Here is a 23,543-nt window from a genome sequence, read left to right as displayed (position 1 = left end):
GAACCAGATCATGAAGCGAAGGGTGGTCATCGGCACCACGGCGGCCGTGTTCGCCGTGGTCGCCGGCGTCGGAGCGGCCGGGGTGGCCGTCAACGCGACGGCGGCCGGTGGCAAGGGCGAGCGGCAGGGTCCGGACACCGCCATGACCACCGCTCCGGTGGAACGCGGCGACCTGAGCGACAGCACCTCCGTGCAGGGAACGCTCGGCTACGGAAGCGAGCACAAGCTGAAGGCGGGCGCCGCGGGGACCGTCACGTGGGTCAGAAGTCCCGGCTCCGTCGTCCGGATGGGCGGCAGGCTCTACGAACTGGACGGGCGGCCTGTGCGGCTGATGTACGGCACACGCCCGATGTACCGCAGGCTCAAGACCGGCGATGAGGGACCGGACGTACTGCAGCTGGAGAAGAACCTCAGTGCCCTCGGCTACGGCGGCGGTCTCAACGTGGACCAGAAGTACACCGCGGCCACCGCCGACGCGGTCAAGCGCTGGCAGAAGGCCCACGGCGGGAAGGCCACCGGCACGGTGGGCCCGGACGCGATCGTCTTCGCGCCCGGACCGGTCCGGGTCAAGGGCCGTGACGCGTCGGCGGGCGACCGCGTCGCGCCCGGCGGCCCGGTGGTGACGTCCTCCGGCGCCGAACGGGTCGTCCTCCTCAAGCTCGACGTCGATCAGGCCGGGATGCTGCGGAAGGGCACGAAGGTCACCGTCGAGCTGCCCGGCGGCCGCACCGTGAAGGGCGCCGTCCGCACCATCGGCACCACGGCCGCCAAGGACGGCGGGAACGGCGGGAACGGCGGAGACGGCGGGAACGGCGGGGACGAGGGCGAGGCCAAGGTCAACGTCGTCGTCGAGCTCGATGACCCGGGCAAGGCGGGCGGCCTCGACCAGGCCCCGGTCACGGTGAACATCACGACCCAGACGAGCGAGGACGTGCTCTCGGTGCCCGTTCAGGCCCTGCTGGCGCTGCCGGGCGGCGGCTATGGCGTCCGCGTGGCCGCTCCGGGCACGCCTCGTACGGTCAACGTCGAGCTCGGCGTCTTCGGCGACGGCCGCGTCGAGGTGACCGGGGAGGGCCTCGGCGAGGGCATGAAGGTCGAGGTGCCCAAGCCATGACCATGGAACAGGAGGCTCCGCCGGTCGTCGAGCTCGCCGGCGTCCGGAAGGAGTATCCGGGCGGCGTCGTCGCCCTGGCCGGGGTCGATCTGACCATCCGGCGCGGCGAGCTCGTGGCGATCGTCGGGCCGTCCGGATCAGGCAAGTCCACGTTGCTCCACATCATCGGCAGCCTGGACCGGCCCTCGGCGGGCATGGTCCGGATCGCCGGGCACGAGGTGGCGGGCCTGTCCGACCGCGAGTTGTCCGCCCTGCGAGCCCAGCATCTGGGATTCGTGTTCCAGTCGTTCCACCTGGCCGCCGGGGTCTCCGCGCTGGACAACGTCGCGGACGGGCTTCTCTACGGGGGACAGCCGCTGCGGGCGCGGCGGCGCAGGGCGGCCGCCGTGCTCGACCGTGTCGGGCTCGCCGACCGGACGTCGCACCGGCCGCACGAGCTGTCGGGCGGCCAGAAGCAGCGGGTCGCGATCGCCCGCGCGATCATCGGCGAGCCCGCCCTGCTGCTGGCCGACGAGCCGACCGGCGCGCTGGACACCGCCTCCGGCGCGGCCGTGCTGGCGCTGCTGCGTGATCTGAACGCCGCGGGGGCCACGATCGCCGTGATCACGCACGACAACGAGATCGCCGCGGCGCTGCCCCGGCGGATACGCCTCCGTGACGGCGTCGTCGTGGCCGACTCGCGGACACCGATGAAGGCCGGCGCCGTATGAGGCTCAGCCGAATGAAGATCGGCCGAACGGGCGGCGGCCGGGGCGGGAAGAGGCTGGTCCCGGCGCGCCTCGCGGTCGCTGACGTGCTGCGAACCGGTTCGGTGGGGCTGCGGACGCGGCCCGTCCGCGCCGTGTTGTCGGCGCTCGGCATCGCGATCGGCATCGCGACGATGATCTCCGTCGTGGGGATCTCGGCGTCCAGCAAGGCCGACGTGCTGCGGCAGCTCGACGGCCTCGGCACCAACCTGCTGGTGGCCAGCCCGGGTGACTCGATGTTCACGGGTGACAAGACCAAGCTTCCGGAGGGCGCCGAGAAGATGGTGCAGCGGATCGACGGCGTCGAGCGGTCCGCGGCCACGGGCTCGCTGCCGCACACCGTCCGGCGGTCCGACAAGATCTCCAAGGACGAGACCGGCGGGATCACGGCCCAGGCCGCCACCGAGGACCTGCTCGCGACGCTGCGCGGCACGGTCCACCGCGGCACCTGGCTGAACGCGGGCACCGGCCGCTTCCCGTCCGTCATCCTCGGCTCGGTGGCGGCGGAGCGGCTCGGCGTCACCGAGACCGGGCGGCAGGTCCTCGTCGGCGACCGCTACTTCACCGTGATCGGCATCCTCGGCCCGCTGCCGCTCACGCCGGAGATCGAACGGTCGGCGCTGGTCGGGTGGACCGCGGCGCGGCGGTATCTCGGCTTCGACGGCCATCCGACCTCGGTCTACGAACGTTCCGCCGACGCCGCGGTGTCCCGGGTGCGCGAGCTCCTCCCGCGCACGATCAACGTGGAGAACCCGCAGGACGTCAGGGTCACCGACCCGTCGGCGGCGCTCCAGGCCAAGGCCGCCGCGGCGGGCGCGTTCACCGACCTGCTCCTCGGCCTCGGCGCCGTCGCGCTACTGGTCGGCGGTGTGGGCGTCGCCAACACGATGATCATCTCGGTGCTGGAACGGCGGCACGAGATCGGGCTGCGCCGTTCTCTCGGCGCCACCCGCGGGCACGTACGGCTTCAGTTCGTGACCGAGTCGCTCCTGCTGTCCGGGTTGGGCGGCGCCGCCGGAGCGGTGCTGGGCACGCTGGTCACCTTCGGGTACGCCACGTCCACGGGCCTCCCGCCTGTGGTGCCAGCCTGGTCGATAGCCGGAGGGCTGGGAGCGACCCTCGTCATCGGCACCATCGCAGGCCTCTACCCGGCCGTCCGGGCGGCGCGCCTGTCCCCCACGATCGCCCTCCAGACAGCATGACCGGCGATAAATGACGAGTCCCGCGCCGCAGGCCAAGGCGGCGCGGGACTCGTTCGGGGGTTACAGCGGGGGACGTCCCTGCAGGATCAGGGGGTCGACGGCGTCGGAGGGCGTGGTGGTCATCGTCTGCGCCCGCGACGACACGTTCGCCCAGCGCAGCAGGTCGGCGATCGCCTTGGCGCGCTGCGCGGCGGGCAGCTTGTCGATGAGCCTGCCGCTGTGGTTCATGCCCGGGGCCGTGTAGACGGCCGAGTCGCGGGTGCCCTTGCCGAGCCTGAAGCGCTCAGAGCCCCACGGGTCGTTCGCCCCGTACAGGAACATCAGCTTGCTGCCGCGCGTACGCACCCAGCTGTCGATGTCGCGCATCGCCTTGCCGCCGTCAAAGCGCATCCGGATGCCGCGCGGCACGTACGTACGCGGCTGGTAGCTGTTCTCGTACCGCAGCAGCGGACGCAGGTGCCTGAACTGCGGCGTGGGCCAGCCCAGCTGGGTGCCCGCCTGGTAGTAGTACGGGATGTACGGCTGCAGGCCCTGGTCGGTGTAGAACGAGATGCCCGCGATCGAGTCGAGGCTCTTGTAGAGCACGTCGTCCGAGGCGTTGAGGGCGGGCAGGGACGCGCAGTCGGACTGCAGGGCGTACTGCCAGAAGCCCCACTCGTAGTCCATGACCGAGTTCTCGAACGCGCGGTCCGGGGTGCGCAGGATCGTGAACGTCCAGCCGTTCTTGGCGGCATCGGCCTTGAAGCGCTGCAACATGGCTGGACGCCGCTTGAGGATCTCCCGCGCCAGGCGCTTCACGTGGGTCCGGCACTGCGGGTCGGTGCCGACCGTCGCGAAGAACCGGTCGTACGCGCGGTCGTCCTTGTTGTTGTGGTCGTTCGGCGCCACGTAGACCACGCTGCCGTCGACGTCACGCGGGTAGAAGCGCTTGTGGTAGACGACCGACATGCCGCCCTTGCTGGCCCCGGTGGAGATCCAGCGCTTCTTGTAGATCTTCCTGAGCGCCTGGATGATCCGGTGCTCGTCCGTGGCGGCCTGCCAGATCGTGTCCTTCGTCCAGTCCGCCGGCTGAGGGCGCGACGGGGTGAAGTAGCGGTACTCGATCGAGATCTGGTTGCCGTCCACCAGCGCCGTCGGCTCGGACTTGAACATCACCTCGGGGGTGTTGTAACCGCTGGTGTAGCGCACCATCGGCCGGTCGAGCGCCTTGTGCTGGAGCATGATCCGCTGTTCGAACCACCGGCCCTTGGGGCGCCGGTGGTCGACCGGCTGCCGGTACCTGAGCCAGAACCAGCGGTAGCCGGGCATTGTGGAGGGCTTCTCCTCCACCGTCATGCCCTTGATCGCCTTGAGCCGCGCCGTGAGGTCGTCGTTCTGCGGCTGAGCGGCGGCCCGCGTGGCCGGGGCCGCCCCGGCCGCCGCGGCCTGCGCGGTGGCGGTGGCACCGGTGCCCGCGGCCAGTACGGCGGCGAGCAGCAGGGCCATCGATCCTCTGGAGACGTTGTCCATCGTCCGCCCTTCGTGTGGGATCTCCACAATTCGCGGGGGAGACATTAGAGGGCTAGATAGGACATAAGCGAAGTTCCAGACCGCTTGTTATCCATCCGTGACAGCCCGGTCGCCCGCCGGCGGATGCAGGGCGCGCCCGTCGTCCCACGGGGCCAGCCGCTCGAAGATCCGCTGGTCATGCCAGCGGCCGTCCACGTGCAGATGCCGCCGCGCGACGCCCACGGCCGTGAAGCCGTTGCGCGCCAGCACACGCTGCGACCGCTCGTTGTCCAGCCGGGCGAACGCCTCCACCCGGTGCAGGCCCAGCTCGCCGAAGGCCAGGTCGAGCGCCTGCCGGACGGCCTCGGTCGCCACCCCGCGGCCGGTGCGGTCCCGCGCCACCCAGTAGCCGACGAAGCAGCTCTGCAGCGGCCCGCGCAGGATGTTGTTGAGCGAGATCCGCCCGGCGATCTCCCCGTTCACGAGGATCACTCCCGGCCACATCTCCCCCGAGGCGTGCGCCTGGACGAGCTCGCGCAGGTTCGCCCGCTGGCCCTCCACGGTGAAGTACGAGGCGTCGCGAGCCGGCTCCCACGGCCGCAGGTACTCCCGGTTGGCCAGGTAGAGCCCGGTGAGCTCCGCCGCGTCATCCACCCGGACGGGCCGCAGCCGGACCGTTCCGGCCGAGATCTCCGGCGTGCACGGCCCGGCGAGGATCATCGGTCCGCCGGAGCCAGATAACGCCCGATGAACTCCCGTTCCTGCGGGGTCCAGCGGCGCAGCCGGTTGCCCTCCACGTCGAACGCGACGAGCGTCGAGGTGGCGGTCGCGTACACGTTCTCGTCGTCCCGCACCTCGTAGGCGAGCTTGAACGAGGCGGCGCGCGCCTCGGTGACCCATGTCTCGACCCGGATCGGATTCACGGTCGGCAGGAGGGGCAGCTTGTAGTCGATCTCGTGCCGGGCGATCACCATGCCGCGAACGGGCTGCTCTCCCTTGCGCACGGGGTCGCCGTGGAACATCTCCAGCCGCGCGTCCTCCAGGTAGCCGAGGAACTTGACGTTGTTGACGTGTCCCTGCGAGTCGATGTCCCCGAACCGGAGATGGAACTCGTACACATGACGGAAGTCCGCCGGGGGCAGGTTCTTTCGCTGCATGTCCTCGCCTGGGGGTCGCTTGCGAACGCCGGAGTCCTCCGTCCGTCGGACGCGGATCAAGCCGATGCTATCCGCCCGCCGCAATTGCCCCGTTCGCGCCCCTTGTCGCACCCGCCGCAAAAAGCCCCGAACGCCAAGCACCCAACGCCGGGCGACGGATCGCGGGCGCCGGACGGGCGGCGGACGCCGGATGCGGACGGCGGGGCGGCGGACGCGGACGGCGGACGCGGACGCGGACGCGGATGACGGACGGCGGACGCGGACGGCGCATCACGGACGCGGACGGCGCATCACGGACGCGGACGGCGCATCACGGACGCGGACGGCGCATCACGGACGCGGACGGCGCATCACGGACCGCAGACCGCGGACTGCGAGTGGCGAGTGGCGGGCGGCGGGCAGCTTGGGCAGCGCGGACGTGCGAGCGCCGCCCGGCGCGATCGGTCGCGGCGGGCGGCGCGGATACGACGGTCAGTCGCGGGTGAGCTTGCGATGCGTGACGCGGTGCGGGCGGGCGGCGTCGGCGCCCAGGCGTTCGATCTTGTTCTTCTCGTAGTCGGCGAAGTTGCCCTCGTACCAGAACCAGCTGGAGCCCTCTTCCCACGCCAGGATGTGCGTGGCGATGCGGTCCAGGAACCACCGGTCGTGGGAGGTGATCACGGCGCAGCCGGGGAACTCCAGCAGCGCGTTCTCCAGGCTGGACAGGGTCTCGGTGTCGAGGTCGTTGGTCGGCTCGTCCAGCAGCAGGACGTTGCCGCCCTGCTTGAGGGTCAGCGCCAGGTTGAGGCGGTTGCGCTCACCACCCGACAGCACGCCCGCCGCCTTCTGCTGGTCGGGGCCCTTGAAGCCGAACGCCGCCACGTAGGCGCGGGACGGCATCTCGACCTGGCCGACCTTGATGTGGTCGAGCCCGTCGGAGACGACCTCCCAGACGTTCTTCTTGGGGTCGATGCCGCCACGGCCCTGGTCGACGTAGGAGATCTGGACCGTGTCACCGACCCGCAGCCGGCCGGCGTCGGGCTTCTCGTCGCCGATGATCATCCGGAACAGCGTGGTCTTGCCGACGCCGTTCGGGCCGATCACACCGACGATGCCGTTGGGGGGCAGGTTGAACGAGAGCTTCTCCATCAGGAGCCGGTCGCCGAAGCCCTTGACCAGGTCATCCGACTCGATCACCAGGTTGCCCAGGCGCGGGCCCGGCGGGATCTGGATCTCCTCGAAGTCGAGCTTGCGGGTCTTGGCCGCCTCGGACGCCATCTCCTCGTACCGCTGCAGACGGGCCTTGCTCTTGGTCTGCCGGGCCTTGGGGTTGGACCGGACCCACTCCAACTCGTCCTGCAGGCGCTTCTTGCGCTTGGCGTCCTTGTTGCCCTCGACCTTGAGGCGCTCGGCCTTCTTCTCCAGGTAGGTCGAGTAGTTGCCCTCGTACGGGAACAACCGGCCGCGGTCGACCTCGCAGATCCAGCCGGCCACGTTGTCGAGGAAGTACCGGTCGTGGGTCACGGCCAGCACGGTGCCCTCGTACTTCTCCAGGTACTGCTCCAGCCACTGCACGCTCTCGGCGTCCAGGTGGTTGGTGGGCTCGTCCAGGAGCAGCAGGTCGGGGTGCTGCAGCAGCAGCTTGCACAGCGCCACCCGCCGCCGCTCGCCACCGGACAGATTGGTGACGGACAGGTCGCCCGCGGGGCACCGCAGGGCGTCCATCGCCTGCTCAAGCTGGCTTTCGAGATCCCAGGCGTTGCGATGGTCGAGCTGCTCCTGCAGCTTGCCCATCTCCTCCATGAGCTCGTCGGAGTAGTCCGTCGCCATCTTCTCGGCGATCTCGTTGAACCGGTCGAGCATGCCCTTGGTCTCGGCCACGCCCTCCTCGACGTTGCCGAGGACGGTCTTGTCCTCGTTCAACGGAGGTTCCTGCTGCAGGATGCCCACGGTGTAGCCGGGCATGAGGCGGGCTTCACCGTTGGAGGGCTGTTCCAGACCGGCCATCATCCGCAGCAGCGTCGACTTGCCCATGCCGTTCGGGCCCAGGACACCGATCTTGGCCCCGGGCAGGAAGCTCATGGTGACGTCGTCAAGGACGACCTTGTCACCGTGCGCCTTGCGCACGCGCTGGAACGTGAAGATGTACTCCGCCATATCCTCCAGCCTAGGGGACCCGGAGCACCATTCGTTGCAGCGTCGGCGGACGCGGACCAGGAAGGCTGGGAATGGCCACTCGCCGGAGCCAGCAGGAACGTACCAGGGCGACCACGGGAACGCTCGTGGCGGCGGCGCGCGAGCTCTTCGTCCAGAACGGATTCGCGGGCACCTCGCTGGGCGCGATCTGCGACCGGGCCGGTGTCGCGGGGCGCCTTCTCTCACCACTTCAGCAACAAGGAAGAGATCTTCCGCGAGGTCTACGCGGCCGACCAGGAGGCGCTGGCCACCGCCGTCCGGCGGGCCTTCCGGGCGCAGGAGGACCCGTGGGACGGCATGCGGGCCGGCTGCCGGGCGCTGCTGACGGCCTCCCCGGAACCCGTCGTACGCACGATCTCCCTGGTCGAGGCGCCGGGAGCGCTCGGCTGGACCACCATGCGAGACATCCAGTCTCACTGCAAGGACCAGATGCGCGAGGGGCTGGCGATCGCCCCAGCACCAGCCCAACCCCCACTCAGCGATAGACACCACACTCAACGGTCGGCCGTCGGCGCTCGGTGGTTGGTGGTCGGTGGTGGTTGGTGGCCGGTGGTCGGCGCTCGGTGGTTGGTGGTCGGTGGTGGCCGGTGGCCGGTGGTCGGCGCTCGGTGGTTGGTGGTCGGCGCTCGGCGCTTGGTGGTCGGCGCTCGGTGGTTAGTGGCCGGTGGTCGGCGCTCGGTGGTTAGTGGCCGGTGGTCGGCGCTCGGTGGTCGGTGGTCGGTGGTCGGTGTTGCGGTTGGTGGGGCGGCGGGGGTGGGGGCGGGGGTGGGGTCAGTTGTCGGTGGGCTTGGGGCCTTCTACTGCGGGGAGGCAGACGCGGTCGCGGCCTGACTCCTTGGCGCGGTAGAGGGCGAGGTCGGCGGAGGCCAGGAGTTCGATCAGGTCTTCGCCGTGCATGCGGAAGAGGGAGACGCCCACGGAGATGGTGACGCCCACGGTGCCCTCCTCGGCGGGGACCGCGAGGCGGCGGACACGGCCGCGGAGGCGTTCGGCCACCCGGCAGGCCTCGACGGTGTCGGCCCCCGGGAGCAGGACGACGAACTCCTCTCCGCCGAAGCGCCCGACCACGTCGTAGTCGCGGAGCTGGCTGCACAGCGTGCTGGCCACCCCGATGAGGACCTGGTCGCCGACCAGGTGGCCATGGGTGTCGTTCACCCGTTTGAAGTGGTCGATGTCGATGAGGAGTAGCGCCAGGGGGTCGTGGGAACGTTGGGCCCGCGCCAGCTCGGTGTCGGCCTCGCGCTGCCAGGCCGCGGCGTTGAGCAGGCCGGTCTTGGCGTCGGTGCGGGCGGCGGCCTGGAGCTGCTGGTGCATCAGGCTCCGCTGGAGCAGGACGACCGGCGGCAGCGTCAGCAGGAGGAGGAACGGGGACAGCGCGCTGGTGATGGCCACGAGAACGCCGACGCAGAGCTCGACGACGTCCAACAGGAGGCTCTCGCGATTCCAGAGAACGTCCCGCCAGCGGCTCTCGGGATTGGCGGCATGGGCGGCGACGGCCACGATGGCGGTGTTGAGCACCGTGAACAGGGCCGCGCACGCCACGGCGACCGGAATGCCGGGATAGCCGTCGACCACCCAGGTCGGGTCGCCGTCCAGCGGGTGCGGCACAGCCAGGTGGAAGACGACCGAGGCGCACGCGCCGGCCAGTCCGAGGGCGGCGGTGACCAGGACCCGGCGGTAGAGCAGCGTCCGGCGGACCCGGAACTGCAGCAGGATCTGGATCGGGATCGGGATGAGAAGGGCGTAGACCGGCGGAAGCAGGAGGGCGACCGGCAGCCACCAGGCCGACAGGAGGTCGCGTGCCACACCGGCGGGCATGCCGAGGCGGCGGGACGCTTCGATACAGGCCGCTCCGCAGGCCAGCAGTGCGGCAAATGTCAGTAGATCATTGAGCTGGAACGGCGTGCGCACCAGCCCCGCGAGCGTCAGCACCAGGTGCAGGGCGACGACCGTCGGCACGTAGACGGCCAGCAGGGACGGGCGGCCGGGAACGCCCCGGCGCCGGGGCTTGCGGGCCAGGTCCCCACCTCGGTCCTCGGCGGACGACTGCACTGCCGTCATCCTTCCCCCTTACGACTCACGTTGTGTAACACGATAGTTGCAACGTGTGCGGAACGGGCCGGAAAACGGTACCTTCGATAACGCACAAGTAGGTGACCGCTGCGGTCTCTACGGCGGGGCCAGTGGACTCGCTGTCCTCAGCACCATCCGGAGGGGGAAGAAACCATGCGCGGCGTTTCCTGGATATAAGGCGGCCCGCAACCCCTACGGTCGGGGGCGCCGATGGCAGGTCGGCCGCCTGCCGACGACGCCCCCGCAACCGATGGGTCCTGGATCAGCTTTCGGGGGGCTGGTCCCTGCCCATCACTCCCGGACCGACGGTCCATGCGCCCCCTGATCAACGTGCGCCCCTCGTTCGGGCAACAACACCCTGGCCGTAGCGCGGTGGAGTTGGGGGATGGGCGCCTTCTCTGCGTGCGGGCTCTTGTAGGTCGCGCTGGTCTTGGCGCGAAGGCCCTTGGGCATCGCAATGGCCTCGTCTGTCGTGGGCGTGCCGTCGTGCGTCCCTTTTGGGGGCGAGACTCTTGGCATGCGGAGGGCGGTCTCCGTCGGCGCTTGCGCGATTGCGATTACACAGAGCAGATGCACAGTCACAGAGAGTACGCCTCCTTGCGCTCCCGCGGGGAGGTATCCGCTCACGTTGCCGCCACGAACGGACACCTCCCGTCACGGCGAGATCAGGCCGCCTCGGTCTGAGGGACGTCCTTGTCGTCCTCGGCGTCGTCATCTCCCGTGGCCGCCGGGCCGGGCGGGGCGAGGGGGCCGGAGACCGCCCATTGGTCGGCGGCGTCCTGGGCGACCTGGCGGTCCTCCTCACTGAGGCTGCCGGTGCGCTGGACGGGGCGGAAGTCGGCCGTGCCGCGAGAGAGGTCGTGACCCAGCGTCACAGCCTCGATCTCGGCGGAGAACCGGTAGTGCCCGTCCTTCTCGTACTGCCGGATGCGCAGCTTGCCGGTGACGACGACGGGGTGCCCGCGTTTGAATTCGGACGCGTTGACGTTGTCGGCGAGCTGGCGCCAGCAGTTGACGGTCAGGAAGAGCGTGTCGACGTCCTTCCAGAGCCCGGACTGCCGGTCGAAGCGGCGCGGGGTGCAGCCGACCCGTAAGGACAGGAACGGGGTGCCGTTGCCTGTGATCGTGTAGAAGGGCTCCGCGGCGATCCAGCCGACGACGGTGATCTGCGCCTCGTTCACATGTCCTCCACTCGGGTGGTCGTGCGCCGTGCACCATCACGGTGACGCATGCTCACCCTCCGTGAAAAGGACTTCACGGACCTGTGGATAACTCAGCCGCCGCGGACGGCCTCCACGTTGTCGCGGAACTGGGCGTAGGTGTCGAGCTCGGCGCTCACGGGCCCCAGGACCTTCTCCTCGGCCACGACCGCGATCCGTTCCCGCATGTGCTGTTCCATGCGTTCGCCGTGCTTGGCCGACTGGAGGGCGACCATGTTGCGGCAGGCCGACGCCGTCAACGCCCCCATGCCCAGCGTGCAGACGACGAGGATCGCGACGTACGGGATCAGCCCCGCCTCGCCGACCAGGCCCGTGGGCGCGTCTCCGACCTCGAAGAGGCCGTACGCGATCAGCAGGCCGATCCAGGCGACGCCCAGGATGGAGACCAGGACCAGGAAGTACTGCCAGGTCTTGACCAGCCACCACCAGCGCGGCACCTGGTTGAACGAGGGCAGCGCGTCCTTGAGCGCGTCGCCGAGAGCCTCGGGGAGCTCGGCCGCCTGCGAACGTGCCGCGGCGCGGACCGAGCGGGCCCACGGGGCGGGCAGTTCGGCGGCCACCCCGTCGGTGACGCCCTGGAGGGCGGTGTCGACGTCACCCTGCTGGGCGCCGATGGGACCGGTGAACGCGCCGCGCAGCTCGTCGCGGAGCTCGGTCAGGCGCATGCGGCGCAGCGGGTCCGAACGCAGGCGGGTGATCAGGGCGCTGACCGGCCAGCCCACGAAGTCGGAGGCGCGCAGCTCGTAGGCGCTCTCCATCGCCTCGGCGACGGCAGGCGCGCCGGCGGCGTCGGTCAGAGCCTGGACGAGCTCGGTACGGCGGGCCTCGTCGACGCCCTTGGGCGGCTCGGCGGCGCCGCGGAACTCGGTGAAACGTTCCGAGACCTTGTCGACGTCGGCGATCAGCCGTTCGGACCGGGCCCGGCGGGCGGCGACGGTGTCGACCAGCACGTCCCGGAAGCCCGCGACGCCCTCCTCGCTGACCGCCGACGTGGTGACGATGCGCGGGTCGGCCAGGCCCTCGGCCTCCAGCAGTCGGCGCAGGTCGGTCACGCAGTCGTCGACCTCGGCGGGCTGCAGCTTGTCGACCTGGTTGAGAACGATCAGGGTGACCCCGGCATGGCGGGCGAACGGCACGATGTAGTTGCGGTGCAGCGCCGCATCGGCGTACTTCTGCGGGTCGACCACCCACACGAGAAGGTCGGCGATCGTGACGAAGCGGTCCACTTCGGCGCGGTGCAGCGCCTGGATGGAGTCGTGGTCGGGCAGGTCGATCAGGACGAGCCCCTGCAGCGAGCTGTCGGCGCGTTCCAGGTCGAGGGCGCTGGCGCGGGCGTAGCGGTGGCGCTTGTCGACGTCGAGCCAGTCGAGGAGCGGACCGGCGCCGTCGAGACCCCAGACACAGGCGTGCGCCTTGGAGGTCATCGGCCGCCGGACGCCGGTCGGCGACAGTTCCAGCCCGCAGATGGCGTTGAACAGCGACGACTTGCCGCTCCCCGTACCGCCGGCGAGCGTCACGACGGTGTGCTCGCCCGACAGGCGCAGGCGCTGACCGGCGCGGTCGAGGAGCACGGCGGCGTCCGCCAGGATCGGCGCGTCGAGCCGGCCGGTGCCGAGCTCGACCAGCCGGTCGAGGCGGTCGAGCCGGTCGGTGAGCCCGGGCGCGCCGTCGAGCGCGCCGGTCACGGGCACCGGGATGCCCCCGGTCCCCACCGGGGACTTCGCGGGAATGGCCGAGGTTGTCATCGGGCGACCTCGAGGTTGTACGTGGCCTGGTAAAGCTGGACGGGTGTCGTCTCGTCGGGAATGCCGGCGGCGTCGAGGACCTGCCCGTACCGCAGGGCCTCCTCGTCGAACAGCATGCCGATGCGGGATCGCAGGTCGGCACGGGCCTTGGCGCCCATGCCGCGCAGCGACTCCGCGCCGAACAGCGCCTTGAGCAGCCGCTGCGGCACGGCGCTGGTGCCGCCCTCGACGGCGACGTCGGAGGTGCCGTAGCCGAGCAGCCCGATCATCAGGACCAGCGACAGCGCCTCCTCGTCGAAGGAGACCAGCTTGGCGACCGAGCGCTTGGTGACGCCCTCGGTGCGGATCAGTTCCTGCACGTGGTCCTGCCAGGAGCTGACGGCGCGGGTGACGCGGCGCGACAGCTCGGGCGACACGTGCCCGAGTCCTGTGGCCGACCGGGCGAGGACCTGGCCGCCCGCCGGATGCGCCCGCCACCGCACGAGCACCTGCTCGGCGCCGTGCTCGGCGGACGCGATGATCAACGATTCGAGCCCGCTGCGCAGGGCGCTCTTGAGCGCGCGCACCCGGGCGGGGCTGCGGCGCCGCCGGCTGGCGCGCCGTCCCGGCCGTCCGCGCTGAACGTGGAGAGCGCGCAGCAGGTCGCCCGTGCCGGCGAAGTCCTGCCAGCGGGCCAGCACCTCGCCGCGCAGCAGCGAACCGTTGCGCGTGGCCTCGTCCAGCTCGGCGAGCGCCGTGCCGTACGCGGCCTCGACCTCCTGGGCCAGCTCGCCGCGCTGCTCGACCTGGATCTCGACCTGCCTGGCCAGCTCGGGAACGCGGATGCGCAGGCTGTCGAGCACGCCGGCGAGGGTGTCGCCGATCACGATCTCGCGGTCCTCGGCGTTCTCGGCGACGCCGACGAGCCAGGACCGCACCTCCTCGGCGGCCTCCTCGGGCAGCCGGCTGTCCTCGATCTTGGTCTCCGGGATGGTGAACCGGCGCGCGTCGCCGACCCCGTGCTCGGTGAGCATCTCGGCGAAGTGGTCGACGACCTCCGAGCCCGCGCCCTGCGGCACCCGCGAGAGCACGACCCCGATCGTGGCGCCCTGGTCCTTGGCCCGCTGCAACATCTGCCACACCTGGGCGTCGGCGTACCGGGCCGCCGTGGTGACGCACAACCACAGGTCGGCCGCCGCCATCAGCTTGGTCGCGAACTCGAAGTGGTCCTCGAACACCGAGTCGAAGTCCGGGCTGTCCAGCAGCGCCAGCCCCGGCGGGATCGCCTCGCTCGGAATGATCACCAGCTGGTCGCCCGCGATGGCGTCCGGCGCCGGACCGGGAACGCGGCCCATGCCGGGCAGCAGCGGCCCCTCCAGGAACCATTCGCTGTGGTCGGGATGGCACACCAGGATCGGGCTGCTCGTGGTCGGCCGCAGCACGCCGGTGGCGCTGACCCGCGCCCCCACGAGCGTGTTGACCAGGGTCGACTTGCCCGCCCCGGTCGAGCCGCCCAGCACCACGAGCATCGGCGCGCTCGCCGCCTGGATGCGCGGCAGCACGTAGTCGTCGAGCTGCGCCTTGATGTCCAGCCGCGCCGCGCGCGCCTCCTCGACCCCGGGCACGTCGAGCACCAGCTCGAACGCCCCGAGCTGGTCACGCAGACCGGTCAGCGCCCGGGTGAGCTCGCCCTTGTGCACCGCCCCACCCTGCCGACGCCCCGAGAGCGCCTCCGTCTCGCCGAGATCGACTGCCCCCCGAGGCAATCCCTCACCAACCCGCCCACCACCAGAAGGCCGATCGGAAGACGACCCACCGCCAGACGACCGGTCGGAGGCGCGTCCACTACCAGACGCCTGGTCGCTGGAAGACGAACCACCCGCAGACGAGCCGCTGGCGGACGACTGGTCGCCGGAAGACGAACCACCCGCAGACGAGCCGCTGCCGGACAGCTGATCGGAGGACGAAGGACCGCCGGACGAGCCACTGGCAGACGGACGGTCGGAGGCGGGTCCGCTGCCAGACGAGCCACCGGCAGACGGCTGATCGGACGAAGAAGCACCGCCAGATGAGCCACTCACAGACGACTGGTCGTTGGAGGACGAACTAGCCGCAGCCGAGCTGCTGGCGGATGGCTGGTCGTTGGAGGGCGAAGCACCGCCAGACGAGCCACTGGCAGACGAACGGTCGGAGGCGGGTCCGCTGCCGGACGAGCCACTGACGGACGGCTGGTCGCTGGAAGACGAACCACCCGCAGCCGAGCCGCTGGCGGACGAGTCCCTGGCGGTTGGCTGGTCGCTGGAGGACGAACTAGCCGCAGCCGAGCCGCTGGCGGATGGCTGGGCGCTGGAGGACGAATCAGCCGCGGACGTGCCGGTGGCGGGCGGCTGATCGGGGGATGAGGCGCCCGCGGACGAGGCGTTGGCGGGCGGGCGGTCGGAGGCGGGTCCGCTGCTGGACGAGCCGGTGATGGACGGCTGGTCGCTGGGGGTGGAGGGCACGGTGGTGGTCTGCCCGTCGGTGGGGGCCGGTTTCTTCATGCGGCGGGAGGGCTTGGGTGGGGCGGGTTCCGTCTCGCCTGGGTCCTCGGAACGAGGCGCGCCGCCGACCGGGTCCGCGGGGAGCCGCGGGCCGCTCGGCTCGTCGGAGTGCGCGGCCGCGCCGCCGGAGGCGGCGCCGGGCGTACGCTCCGGACCGGCACCCGCCTCCTCGTCGTGGACCGCGCTCTGCTCTGCCGGGGGTGTCACGGATCCCGTCCCATGTCCGCTCGAATCATGTCGATCTCTCGTGCCACGTTGACCACGTCGCCCACGACCACGATCGCCGGCGGGCGGACTCCGGCGGCCGACATCTCGTCGGCCACGGTGCCCAAGGTGGCCGTCAGCGCCCGCTGTCCCGGAAGGGTGCCGTCCTGGACCACGGCCACCGGCGTGTCAGACGACCGACCATAGCGCATGAGGGTGTCGGCGATCAGGCTCATCCGTTCCACCGCCATGAGCAGCACCAACGTGCCTTCGGACCGGCCGAGGGCGGCCCAGTCGACGGTCGACGCGGGGGTGTCGGGGGCGATGTGGGCGGAGACGACGTGGAAGTCCTGGGCCACGCCCCGGTGGGTCACCGGGATGCCCGCCGCGGCGGGCGCCGCGACCGCGCTGGTGATGCCGGGTACCACGGTCACGGGGATGCCGTGCTTGGCGCAGTGCAGCACCTCTTCGGCGCCGCGCCCGAAGACGAACGGGTCGCCGCCCTTGAGCCGCACCACGAACCTGCCCTGCCGCGCGTGCTCGACCAGGTAGTCGTTGATGCGTTCCTGCGTCACCGTGCGGCCGTACGGGATCTTGGCGGCGTCGATCACCTCGACGTCGGCGGGGAGTTCGTCGAGCAGTTCGCGCGGGGCCAGCCGGTCGGTCACCACGACGTCGGCCTGCGCCAGCAGCTGGCGGCCGCGCACCGTGATCAGGGCCGGGTCGCCGGGGCCGCCGCCCACGAGCGCGACGCCGACCGGCTTGTGCCGGGAGTGGCGGGCTTCCAGGGTCGCGTCGCGCAGGCCGTCGACGACCGCGTCGCGGATGCCCGCCGCGCGCCGCGGGTCGCCGCCCGCCAGCACGCCCACGGTGGTCTCGCCGACCTGCCCGCTCGCGGGGGTCCAGGCGGCGGAGGCGTCGGCGTCGTCGGCGCGCACGCACCAGATCCGGGCGTTCTCGGCCTCGGCCGCGACCGCGGCGTTGACCTTGCCGTCGTCGCTCACGGCCTGGACGAGCCACGCTCCGGCGCAGTCGCCGCGTTCGTACTGCCGCCGGAGCCACGTCACCCTGCCGTCGTCGATCAGGCCTTCCAGCGACGGGGTGACCTCGGGGGCGACCAGCACGACGTCGGCGCCGGCCGCGAGCAGGGCGGGCACGCGCCGCTGGGCGACCCGGCCCCCGCCGACGACGAGGACGCGCCGCCCGCTGAGTCGCAGGCCTAGCAGGTACGGGGGCAATGCATTCTCTCGATCAGGACGCGGTGACTGACATGTGCCTTTGCGGACTAAAGGTACCGGGGTTGCGGAGCCCATGGAGAGTGCTCTCCCCCAGTCGATAGCCGAGCGTGACTCAAGCCGTGATCAGCTCGTTACGGAGTCGACTTCCGTTTTACCGCTCACCCCCGCGGAGTCGAAGGTCGCCACCTCGTGCATGACGCGTACCGCCCCCTGGACGAGCGGTAGCGCCAGGAGCGCTCCGGTCCCCTCGCCCAGCCGCAGTTCGAGGTCGACCAGCGGCCGCAGGCCCAGGTGCTCGACGGCCGCGGTGTGGCCCGGCTCGGCGGACCGGTGCCCGGCCACGCAGGCGCCGAGCGCGTCCGGGCACATCGCCGCCGCCACGAGGGCCGCCGCGCCCGCGATCACCCCGTCGAGGACGACCGGGACGCGCAGCGCCGCGCCACCGAGGATGAATCCGGCCAGCGCGGCGTGTTCCAGGCCGCCCACCGCCGCGAGGACGTCCAGGGGCGCCGGGCCGGGTGACGTGAGGCCGTGGCGGGTCAGGGCCGCCCGGACGACGTCGATCTTGTGGGTGTGGGTCGCGTCGTCGATGCCGGTGCCGCGGCCCGTGACCCGTTCGGCGGGCAGGCCGGTGAACGCGGAGATCAGGGCGGCGGACGCCGTGGTGTTGGCGATGCCCATGTCACCGGTGACCAGGCAGCGGGCGCCCGCGGACACCAGGTCGCGGGCGACCTCGATGCCGGTCTCCACGGCCTGGACGACCTGGTCGGGCGTCATCGCCGGGCCCTGGGTCATGTCGGCGGTGCCGGGGGCGACCTTGCGGGGCAGCAGGCCCGGCGCGGCGTCGAGCGTGGCGGCGACGCCGATGTCCACGACGCTGACCTCGGCGCCCACCTGGCCCGCGAAGGCGTTGACCACCGCGCCTCCGGCGAGGAAGTTGGCGACCATCTGGGCGGTGACCTCCTGCGGCCACGGCGTCACGCCTTGAGCGTGCACGCCGTGGTCGGCGGCGAAGATCGCGACGGTGGCGGGCTCCGGCAGCGGAGGCGGGCTCTGCCCGGCCAGCCCGGCGAGCCGGACCGCCACCTCCTCCAGGACGCCCAGCGAGCCGGGCGGCTTGGTGAGCCTGGCCTGGTGCTCGCGGGCGTCCCGCATCGCCGCCTCGTCCAGCGGCTCGATCGCGGTGATCGTCTGCTCGATCAGGTCCACGGATGCCTCCCCTGGCAGCCTGCGCCGCCCGTACGTCTCGTCGTGGACGGCCCATGCCAGCGGGCGGCGGCGCGCCCAGCCCGACAACGCCAGCTGTGGCGCGGGCGGAAACTCGGTGACGTGGCCTACGCACAGGTACGCCACGACCTCGATATGGCCTGGCAGGCCCAGCTCGGCGGCCAGCTCTCGCTCGTCGAAGAAGCTGACCCAGCCGACGCCCAGCCCCTCCGCACGGGCGGCCAGCCAGAGGTTCTGCACCGCGCAGGCGACCGAGTACGCCGCCGTCTTCGGCTGGCTATGGCGGCCGAGCGGATTCGGGCCGCCGCGCGTCGGGTCGCAGGTGACGGCGATGTTGACCGGGGCCTCACGGATCGCCTCGACCTTGAGGCGGTCGAACCGCCCGGCCCGCGCGCGCGGCAGACTCGCGGCGTACGCGGCGCGCTGTCGATCAGCGAGCCCGCGGATCCGCTCGCGGCGGGCCGGATCACGGATGATCAGGAAGTCCCACGGCTGAGTCAGCCCGACCGACGGCGCCCGGTGGGCCGCCTCCAGGATTCGCGTCAGCACCGCGTCGTCCACCGCACCGGGCAGAAAGCCGTCGCGCAGATCGCGCCGCTCCGCGATCACCCGATACACCGCGGCCCGTGCCGCCTCCCCAAAGCCCTCGGCACCCTGAGGCCCCGCAAGAGCCCCGCCGGCCTCAAATCCTCGGCTCAGCTCGGATGCTCCGCTCGCCTCGGATACCGATGCCTGGCTTGCCTCGGGCGCCTGGTTCATCTCGGAGGTGTGGCTTGCCTTGGAGGTCCGGCTTGGCTGGGTTGGGTTAGATGCCGAGCTCACTCAGCACCTCCAGCAGGGCGTCGTTGGATGGGCGGTCGCGGACGGCTATGCGTAGCCAGTCGGGGCCTAGGCCCGGGAACGTGTCGCCGCGCCGTACGGCGTATCCCCGCTGCCTCAGCAGTGCCCGGATGCCCAGTGCGTCGGGCACGCGCAGGCAGAGGAACGAGGCGCGCGCGCCCGGGACCACGTACAAGCCGCGGGACGACAGCTCGGCCGACAGGCGGGTGCGTTCCTTGCCCAGTTCGATGGCCCACTGCTGCGCCTCGGCCAGTGCGTCCGGCTCGCAGCAGGCCTCGATGGCGACGAGAGCGGGCGTGGAGACCGCCCAGAGCGGCTGGGCCGCCGCCAGGCGGGCGGTCAGGTTGGGCTCGGCCAGCAGGTATCCGGCCCGCAGGCCCGCCAGTCCCCAGGTCTTGGTCAGGCTGCGGATCACGACGAGGCCCGTTCCCGGCACTCCGGCCAGGCTCTCCGGCTCGCCGGGCACGCAGTCCATGAACGCCTCGTCCACCACGACCGTGCGGCCGGGGCGGGCCAGGGCGGCGACGGCGGCCTCGGGGTGCAGCACCGAGGTGGGGTTGGTCGGGTTGCCGATCATGACCAGGTCGGCGTCCGCGGGCACGGCCTCGGGGTCGAGGGTGAAGTCCTTGCCGAGGACGACCCGTTCGACCTCGTGCCCGGCGGCTCGCAGCGCCGCCTCCGGCTCGGTGAACTGCGGGTGCACGACCACCGCCCGGCGGGGTTGCAATACGCGGGCCAGCAGCACGAACGCCTCGGCGGCGCCGGCGGTGAGCAGTACCTCGTCGACCGCCCGGCTGTGCCGCCGGGCCACCGCGCACCGGGCCGCGCCCGGGTCGGGATAGGCGGCCAGGTCGGCGATCGAGGCCCGCAGCCGGGCCGCCAGCCACTCCGGCGGCGTGTTCGATCGCACGTTCACGGCGAAGTCGGCGAGGCCGTCGCCGACCTCGGCGTCCCCGTGGTGCAGCAGGTCCGCCTCGTCGATCTGCTGCGGTTCGGTCACAGGACCACCCCTTCGTAGAACGGCGCGAAGGGGGGTTCGGGCGCTAGGACGTACAACGGATCAGTGTGCATGAGCGTGCCCGTGACCATGCCCCACGGGGTCGTCGGGGTGGTGGTGCGGGAGCTGCGGAGCCCCCACGCGCTCCTCGAATCCGGGCATCGCGATCCGGTAGACGCAGGTGTCGCAGTTCATCCGGATGTCGCCCGCGAGCGCCTCCTCGTACCGTTCGGCCACGAGGCCGGCCAGCCCGTCGCAGTCGCCGATCACCTCGGCGCAGCGCACGTCCAGCTCACGATGATCGCCCGCATAGGCGCGGGCCTCCGCGACTACGCGATCGGGGAGGACGCCCGAGAACAGGAAGTACGGCAGCACCACGATCCGGCGGGCGCCCAGCCGGCGGAGCCTGTCGAGGCCTTGCGCAACGGTCGGCCCGGCCAGCGAGATGAACGCCGGCTCGACGGCCGCCAGGCCGAGACCTTGATCGGCGCCGGACGCGCCGCGCCCTTCCCAGAACAGCCGCGCCACCTTGTGGACCTCGGCGTTCGCGTCCGGGTCGGTGGAGCCACGCCCCACCAGCAGGACCGCCGTCCCCTTACCGGGCTCGTCCCCGAGGGCCGCGGCGAGCCGTTCCTCCAGCAACCTGAGCAGGGTGGGATGCGGGCCCAGCGGCCGGCCGTAGGTGTACGAGAGGCCCGCGTGCCGTACGAGCTCACGGGACATCGCCCCCGGCATGTCGCCCTTGCCGTGCCCGGCCGCGACGAGCACCAGCGGCACGGCGGCGACCCGCCGGTGCCCTGCCGCGTACAGCTCCGCCACCGCCTCGGTCAGCGGCGGGCGCGACAGTTCGATGAAGCCTCCCGCCACGTGGACGGGCATCCGGTCGCGCAGCCGCGCCACGAACCCGCCGAACTCGGCCACCCCCGCCTCGTCGCGGGTGCCGTGCCCGACCACCAGCAATGGCGGCTTCACCGTTGGTCTCCCTCGTAGTAGAGCAACGCGTTGCAGGCGGCCGCGGCGACCGCCGACCCGCCCTTCTCGGAGTAGTTGCTGAGCTGCGGCAGCCCGCTGGCGCGCAGCGCCTCCTTGGACTCCGCGGCGTCCACGAAACCGACCGGCAGCCCGATGACCAGCGCCGGCCGCACCTTCTGCTGGATCAGCTCGAACAGCGCCGTCGGGGCGCAGCCCACCACCCAGACCGCGCCGGGGCCGACCTCGGAGTACGACAGCCGGACGGCCGCGGCGGAACGGGTGATCCCCGCGGCGCGGGCCAGCCTGGCAGCCGCGGGGTCGCTCACGTGGCAGAGCGTCTGGCGGGCGGTGATCCCGGCCGCGACCATCTCGACGTCGGTGACGATCGGGGCGCCCTGGACCAGGGCCGTCCAGCCCTGGCGCAGCGCCTCCTCGGTGGTCACCAGGTCCACGGCGTACTCCAGGTCGGCACTGGAGTGGATCACCCGTTCGGCGACCGCGCGCCACAGCGGCGGCATCGGCGACAGGTCCACGCGCGACCGCAGGATCTCGTACGACCGCACCTCGATCGGGTGGGGCTGGCGAACGGTCATCTGGTCGCGCATGGGTTCTCCTCGGTCACGCATGGGCTCTCCTCGATCGTGCCCGGATGCTCGTCGATGGCGTCGACGGGGCACACCTCGATGCACTCCCCGCAGCCGGTGCACAGCTCGTCGAGGACCAGCAGCGGCCGCCCGTGCGGGCGGATCGCGTGTTCGGGGCACGTGAGCAGGCACGCGCCGCACCCCTGGCACCGGTCGGTGACGATCACTCTGAGATGGGGACGGACCTCGGAGACTATGCCCATCGATACCCCCGCGGGGTGACAAAGCGCCCGGCCACCGTACGGCTGACGCTCGATCCGACCAGGACCACCGTGAACATGTCCACCTGCGCCGGGTCGACTTCGGCGAGCGTGCTCAGCGTCACCGTCTCGTCCGGGCGTGAGGCGTTGCGCACCAGGCCCACGGGCGTCCCGGGCGGCCGGTGCTCGGCGAGGATGCCCAGTGCCTTGGGCAGTTGCCAGTCCCGGGCCTTGCTGCGGGGGTTGTAGAAGCACACCGTGAAGTCGCCCTCGGCGGCGGCTCGTACCCGGCGTTCGATGATCTCCCAGGGGGTGTGCAGGTCGGACAGCGAGACATAGGCGTGATCATGGCCGAGGGGCGCGCCCAGCAGGCCGGACGCCGCGACCGCCGCAGTGATCCCCGGTACCCCTTCGACCTCGACGGCCTCGACGCCGTCCGAGGCGGCGAGCATCTCCAGCGCCGGGCTCGCCATCGCGTAGACCCCGGCGTCACCCGACCCGATCAGCGCGACCGCGTGCCCGCGTCGTGCCTCCTCGACGGCGGTACGGGCCCGTTCCTCCTCCTGGCCGAGGCCGCTGTCCAAGACGCGCGTTCCCGGGCGCAGCAGGTCGCGCACCTGATCCACGTACTGGTCGAGCCCGACGACGACGGACGCCCGCCGCAGCGTCTCCTCCGCCCGCGGCGTGACCAGGTCACGCGCGCCCGGCCCGAGCCCGACGATGCTCAGCCGTCCCTTCGGGGCGAGCCGCGCGACCGCGACCGTGGCGTTCGGCGACTTGCGCTTCTCGGCGACGAGCTCGGCGCTACGCCCGAACGAGCGGGCGGCGTGCAGCGCGGACGCCTCCGCGACGCTCGGCGTCCCCACTTCCGCGCGCACCATCTCGGAGGGGTTGGGCACGTCGACGTGCGCGAGCACGTCCGCCGGGAAGGTGATCACCTCCCAGCCGCGCGCCCGCGCCGCCGCCAGGATGCCCTCCTCGCCGGCTTTGAGGTCCACGGTCGCCACGCACCGCACCGACTCCGGCACGAGCCCCGCCTCTCCCAGCGTCTCGTCGATCAGCCGCGAGACCTCGTCCGCCGGCACTCCGCGCGCCGATCCGACCCCGACGACCAGCGACGGCGGCCGGTAGACCAGCCGGTTGCCGAACCAGCCCTGGTGGCACATGCAGCTGAGCTCCGCCGTGTCCGTGACGAGGATTCCGGCGGAGGCCTCCGCGTCCGGGCGCACGTTCGGCGGCAGCGCGGGCAGCGGCCAGCCCTCCGCACCCTCGATCAGCACAGGCTCGCCCGACAGGACGGCCGCGCCGACGTGCGCGAGCAGCTGCCGGTTGTGGACGGTGAAGCCCAGGTCGGCGCCGTACGAGTCGAGCGGCGTGACGTTGCTCCGGTCGCTGGCGGTCGTGACGACGGGTTCGCACCCGAGCACGCCCGTGAGCCGTCTGGCCAGCACGTTCGCGCCGTGGTGGCCGCCGAGCACCGCCACCGCGTACCGCATGCTCTCGTCCACGCACACCACGGCCGGGTCGGCGGTCTTGTGACCCAAGAGGGGGGCCAGCACCCGGACGGTCGCGCCCACCGCGAGGAAGCTCACGATCGCGTCGCAGCTCTCCCACGCCTCGCGCAGGCCGTCGGCCACCTTGCCCTCAGTGAACAGCCGCACCTCGTCCGGCCACACCCCGGCCAGCGTCGCCGCCGCCGTGCGGCCGCTCGCGGTGGCCGCGACAACCCCGATCACCCGGCACCCACCCTGCTCACTCGGCGTCCACTCTGCTCACTCGGCA

Annotated in this window: 21 protein-coding genes and 1 pseudogene; 6 read left to right on the top strand and 16 right to left on the bottom strand. The window is 71.8% G+C overall.

The window, feature by feature from the left end; translation table 11 throughout:
* The first annotated feature begins 10 nt into the window (after positions 1-10).
* The 3 genes from ABD333_RS18195 to ABD333_RS18185 are packed head-to-tail and all read left to right on the top strand — an operon-like array spanning position 11 to position 3,062.
* Positions 11-1,114, top strand: a complete 1,104-nt coding sequence (locus ABD333_RS18195) for an efflux RND transporter periplasmic adaptor subunit (protein ID WP_344542351.1) — start codon at positions 11-13, stop codon at positions 1,112-1,114.
* Positions 1,111-1,824 (top strand): ABC transporter ATP-binding protein, encoded by a 714-nt coding sequence (locus tag ABD333_RS18190; RefSeq protein WP_344542349.1) that lies wholly within the window; start codon positions 1,111-1,113, stop codon positions 1,822-1,824. The genes ABD333_RS18195 and ABD333_RS18190 overlap by 4 nt, the downstream gene beginning before the upstream one ends.
* A gap of 11 nt (positions 1,825-1,835) precedes the next feature.
* Complete coding sequence (locus ABD333_RS18185; RefSeq protein ID WP_344542347.1) at positions 1,836-3,062, top strand: ABC transporter permease; 1,227 nt, start codon at positions 1,836-1,838, stop codon at positions 3,060-3,062.
* A gap of 60 nt (positions 3,063-3,122) precedes the next feature.
* Here the strand turns inward: ABD333_RS18185 and ABD333_RS18180 are convergent, their stop codons facing one another.
* The 4 genes from ABD333_RS18180 to ettA form a co-directional block, all read right to left on the bottom strand.
* The gene (locus ABD333_RS18180; protein WP_344542345.1) at positions 3,123-4,571 is read right to left on the bottom strand and encodes an aminopeptidase; all 1,449 of its coding nucleotides are present in this window, start codon (positions 4,569-4,571) and stop codon (positions 3,123-3,125) included.
* An 87-nt stretch (positions 4,572-4,658) separates the two neighbouring features.
* Positions 4,659-5,270, bottom strand: a complete 612-nt coding sequence (locus tag ABD333_RS18175) for a GNAT family N-acetyltransferase (RefSeq protein ID WP_344542343.1) — start codon at positions 5,268-5,270, stop codon at positions 4,659-4,661.
* The gene (locus ABD333_RS18170; protein ID WP_344542341.1) at positions 5,267-5,707 is read right to left on the bottom strand and encodes an acyl-CoA thioesterase; all 441 of its coding nucleotides are present in this window, start codon (positions 5,705-5,707) and stop codon (positions 5,267-5,269) included. Before ABD333_RS18170 ends, ABD333_RS18175 begins: the two co-directional genes overlap by 4 nt.
* A 471-nt stretch (positions 5,708-6,178) precedes the next feature.
* Positions 6,179-7,843 carry an energy-dependent translational throttle protein EttA gene (ettA, locus tag ABD333_RS18165; protein ID WP_344542339.1) on the bottom strand — a complete coding sequence of 555 codons (1,665 nt, stop codon included), beginning with the start codon at positions 7,841-7,843 and terminating at the stop codon, positions 6,179-6,181.
* Positions 7,844-7,914: 71 nt separating this feature from the next.
* Between ettA and ABD333_RS47530 the strand changes: the two are divergent.
* Positions 7,915-8,052 (top strand): annotated as a pseudogene (locus tag ABD333_RS47530) (TetR family transcriptional regulator); the annotation flags it as partial.
* A 51-nt stretch (positions 8,053-8,103) separates the two neighbouring features.
* Here the strand turns inward: ABD333_RS47530 and ABD333_RS18160 are convergent.
* On the bottom strand, positions 8,104-8,289 hold the full coding sequence (locus ABD333_RS18160) for a hypothetical protein (protein WP_344542337.1): 186 nt from the start codon (positions 8,287-8,289) through the stop codon (positions 8,104-8,106).
* Between ABD333_RS18160 and ABD333_RS47525 the strand changes: the two genes are divergently transcribed.
* Positions 8,201-8,713, top strand: a complete 513-nt coding sequence (locus tag ABD333_RS47525) for a hypothetical protein (RefSeq protein ID WP_425546922.1) — start codon at positions 8,201-8,203, stop codon at positions 8,711-8,713. The two genes, ABD333_RS18160 and ABD333_RS47525, sit on opposite strands and share 89 nt — an antisense overlap.
* On the opposite strand, the gene ABD333_RS18155 is transcribed toward ABD333_RS47525, so the two are convergent.
* The 4 genes from ABD333_RS18155 to ABD333_RS18140 form a co-directional block, all read right to left on the bottom strand.
* Positions 8,654-9,943 (bottom strand): GGDEF domain-containing protein, encoded by a 1,290-nt coding sequence (locus tag ABD333_RS18155; protein WP_344542335.1) that lies wholly within the window; start codon positions 9,941-9,943, stop codon positions 8,654-8,656. The genes ABD333_RS47525 and ABD333_RS18155 overlap by 60 nt on opposite strands.
* A gap of 677 nt (positions 9,944-10,620) precedes the next feature.
* Positions 10,621-11,136: a single-stranded DNA-binding protein gene (locus ABD333_RS18150; RefSeq protein ID WP_344542333.1), complete on the bottom strand. Its 516-nt coding sequence runs from the start codon at positions 11,134-11,136 to the stop codon at positions 10,621-10,623.
* Between the two features lie 92 nt (positions 11,137-11,228).
* Complete coding sequence (locus ABD333_RS18145) at positions 11,229-12,920, bottom strand: GTPase family protein (RefSeq protein ID WP_344542332.1); 1,692 nt, start codon at positions 12,918-12,920, stop codon at positions 11,229-11,231.
* The gene (locus ABD333_RS18140; RefSeq protein ID WP_344542330.1) at positions 12,917-14,599 is read right to left on the bottom strand and encodes a GTPase family protein; all 1,683 of its coding nucleotides are present in this window, start codon (positions 14,597-14,599) and stop codon (positions 12,917-12,919) included. The genes ABD333_RS18145 and ABD333_RS18140 overlap by 4 nt, the downstream gene beginning before the upstream one ends.
* Before the next feature lie 394 nt (positions 14,600-14,993).
* Here ABD333_RS18140 and ABD333_RS18135 point away from each other — a divergent pair, with 394 nt between their 5' ends.
* On the top strand, positions 14,994-15,290 hold the full coding sequence (locus ABD333_RS18135; RefSeq protein ID WP_344542328.1) for a hypothetical protein: 297 nt from the start codon (positions 14,994-14,996) through the stop codon (positions 15,288-15,290).
* 352 nt (positions 15,291-15,642) lie between these two features.
* Here ABD333_RS18135 and cobA read toward each other — a convergent pair whose 3' ends face one another.
* From cobA to cobJ, 7 genes are all read right to left on the bottom strand, one after another.
* On the bottom strand, positions 15,643-16,881 hold the full coding sequence (gene cobA / locus ABD333_RS18130; protein ID WP_344542326.1) for a uroporphyrinogen-III C-methyltransferase: 1,239 nt from the start codon (positions 16,879-16,881) through the stop codon (positions 15,643-15,645).
* 123 nt (positions 16,882-17,004) lie between these two features.
* Positions 17,005-18,717 carry a nicotinate-nucleotide--dimethylbenzimidazole phosphoribosyltransferase gene (gene cobT / locus ABD333_RS18125; RefSeq protein WP_410557176.1) on the bottom strand — a complete coding sequence of 571 codons (1,713 nt, stop codon included), beginning with the start codon at positions 18,715-18,717 and terminating at the stop codon, positions 17,005-17,007.
* A gap of 196 nt (positions 18,718-18,913) precedes the next feature.
* Positions 18,914-19,948: an Rv2231c family histidinol phosphate aminotransferase CobC gene (gene cobC / locus ABD333_RS18120; RefSeq protein ID WP_344542324.1), complete on the bottom strand. Its 1,035-nt coding sequence runs from the start codon at positions 19,946-19,948 to the stop codon at positions 18,914-18,916.
* A 60-nt stretch (positions 19,949-20,008) separates the two neighbouring features.
* On the bottom strand, positions 20,009-20,917 hold the full coding sequence (locus ABD333_RS18115; protein ID WP_344542322.1) for a sirohydrochlorin chelatase: 909 nt from the start codon (positions 20,915-20,917) through the stop codon (positions 20,009-20,011).
* On the bottom strand, positions 20,914-21,522 hold the full coding sequence (locus ABD333_RS18110) for a precorrin-8X methylmutase (protein ID WP_344542320.1): 609 nt from the start codon (positions 21,520-21,522) through the stop codon (positions 20,914-20,916). The genes ABD333_RS18115 and ABD333_RS18110 overlap by 4 nt, the downstream gene beginning before the upstream one ends.
* Positions 21,507-21,764: a DUF362 domain-containing protein gene (locus ABD333_RS18105; protein WP_344542318.1), complete on the bottom strand. Its 258-nt coding sequence runs from the start codon at positions 21,762-21,764 to the stop codon at positions 21,507-21,509. The genes ABD333_RS18110 and ABD333_RS18105 overlap by 16 nt, the downstream gene beginning before the upstream one ends.
* Positions 21,755-23,497 (bottom strand): precorrin-3B C(17)-methyltransferase, encoded by a 1,743-nt coding sequence (cobJ, locus tag ABD333_RS18100; RefSeq protein WP_344542316.1) that lies wholly within the window; start codon positions 23,495-23,497, stop codon positions 21,755-21,757. Before cobJ ends, ABD333_RS18105 begins: the two co-directional genes overlap by 10 nt.
* Between the last annotated feature and the right edge of the window lie 46 nt (positions 23,498-23,543).

The sequence above is a fragment of the Actinomadura fulvescens genome (genome assembly GCF_039533225.1).
Taxonomy (GTDB): domain Bacteria; phylum Actinomycetota; class Actinomycetes; order Streptosporangiales; family Streptosporangiaceae; genus Spirillospora; species Spirillospora fulvescens.
This window is presented reverse-complemented; position numbering and strand designations above follow the sequence as displayed.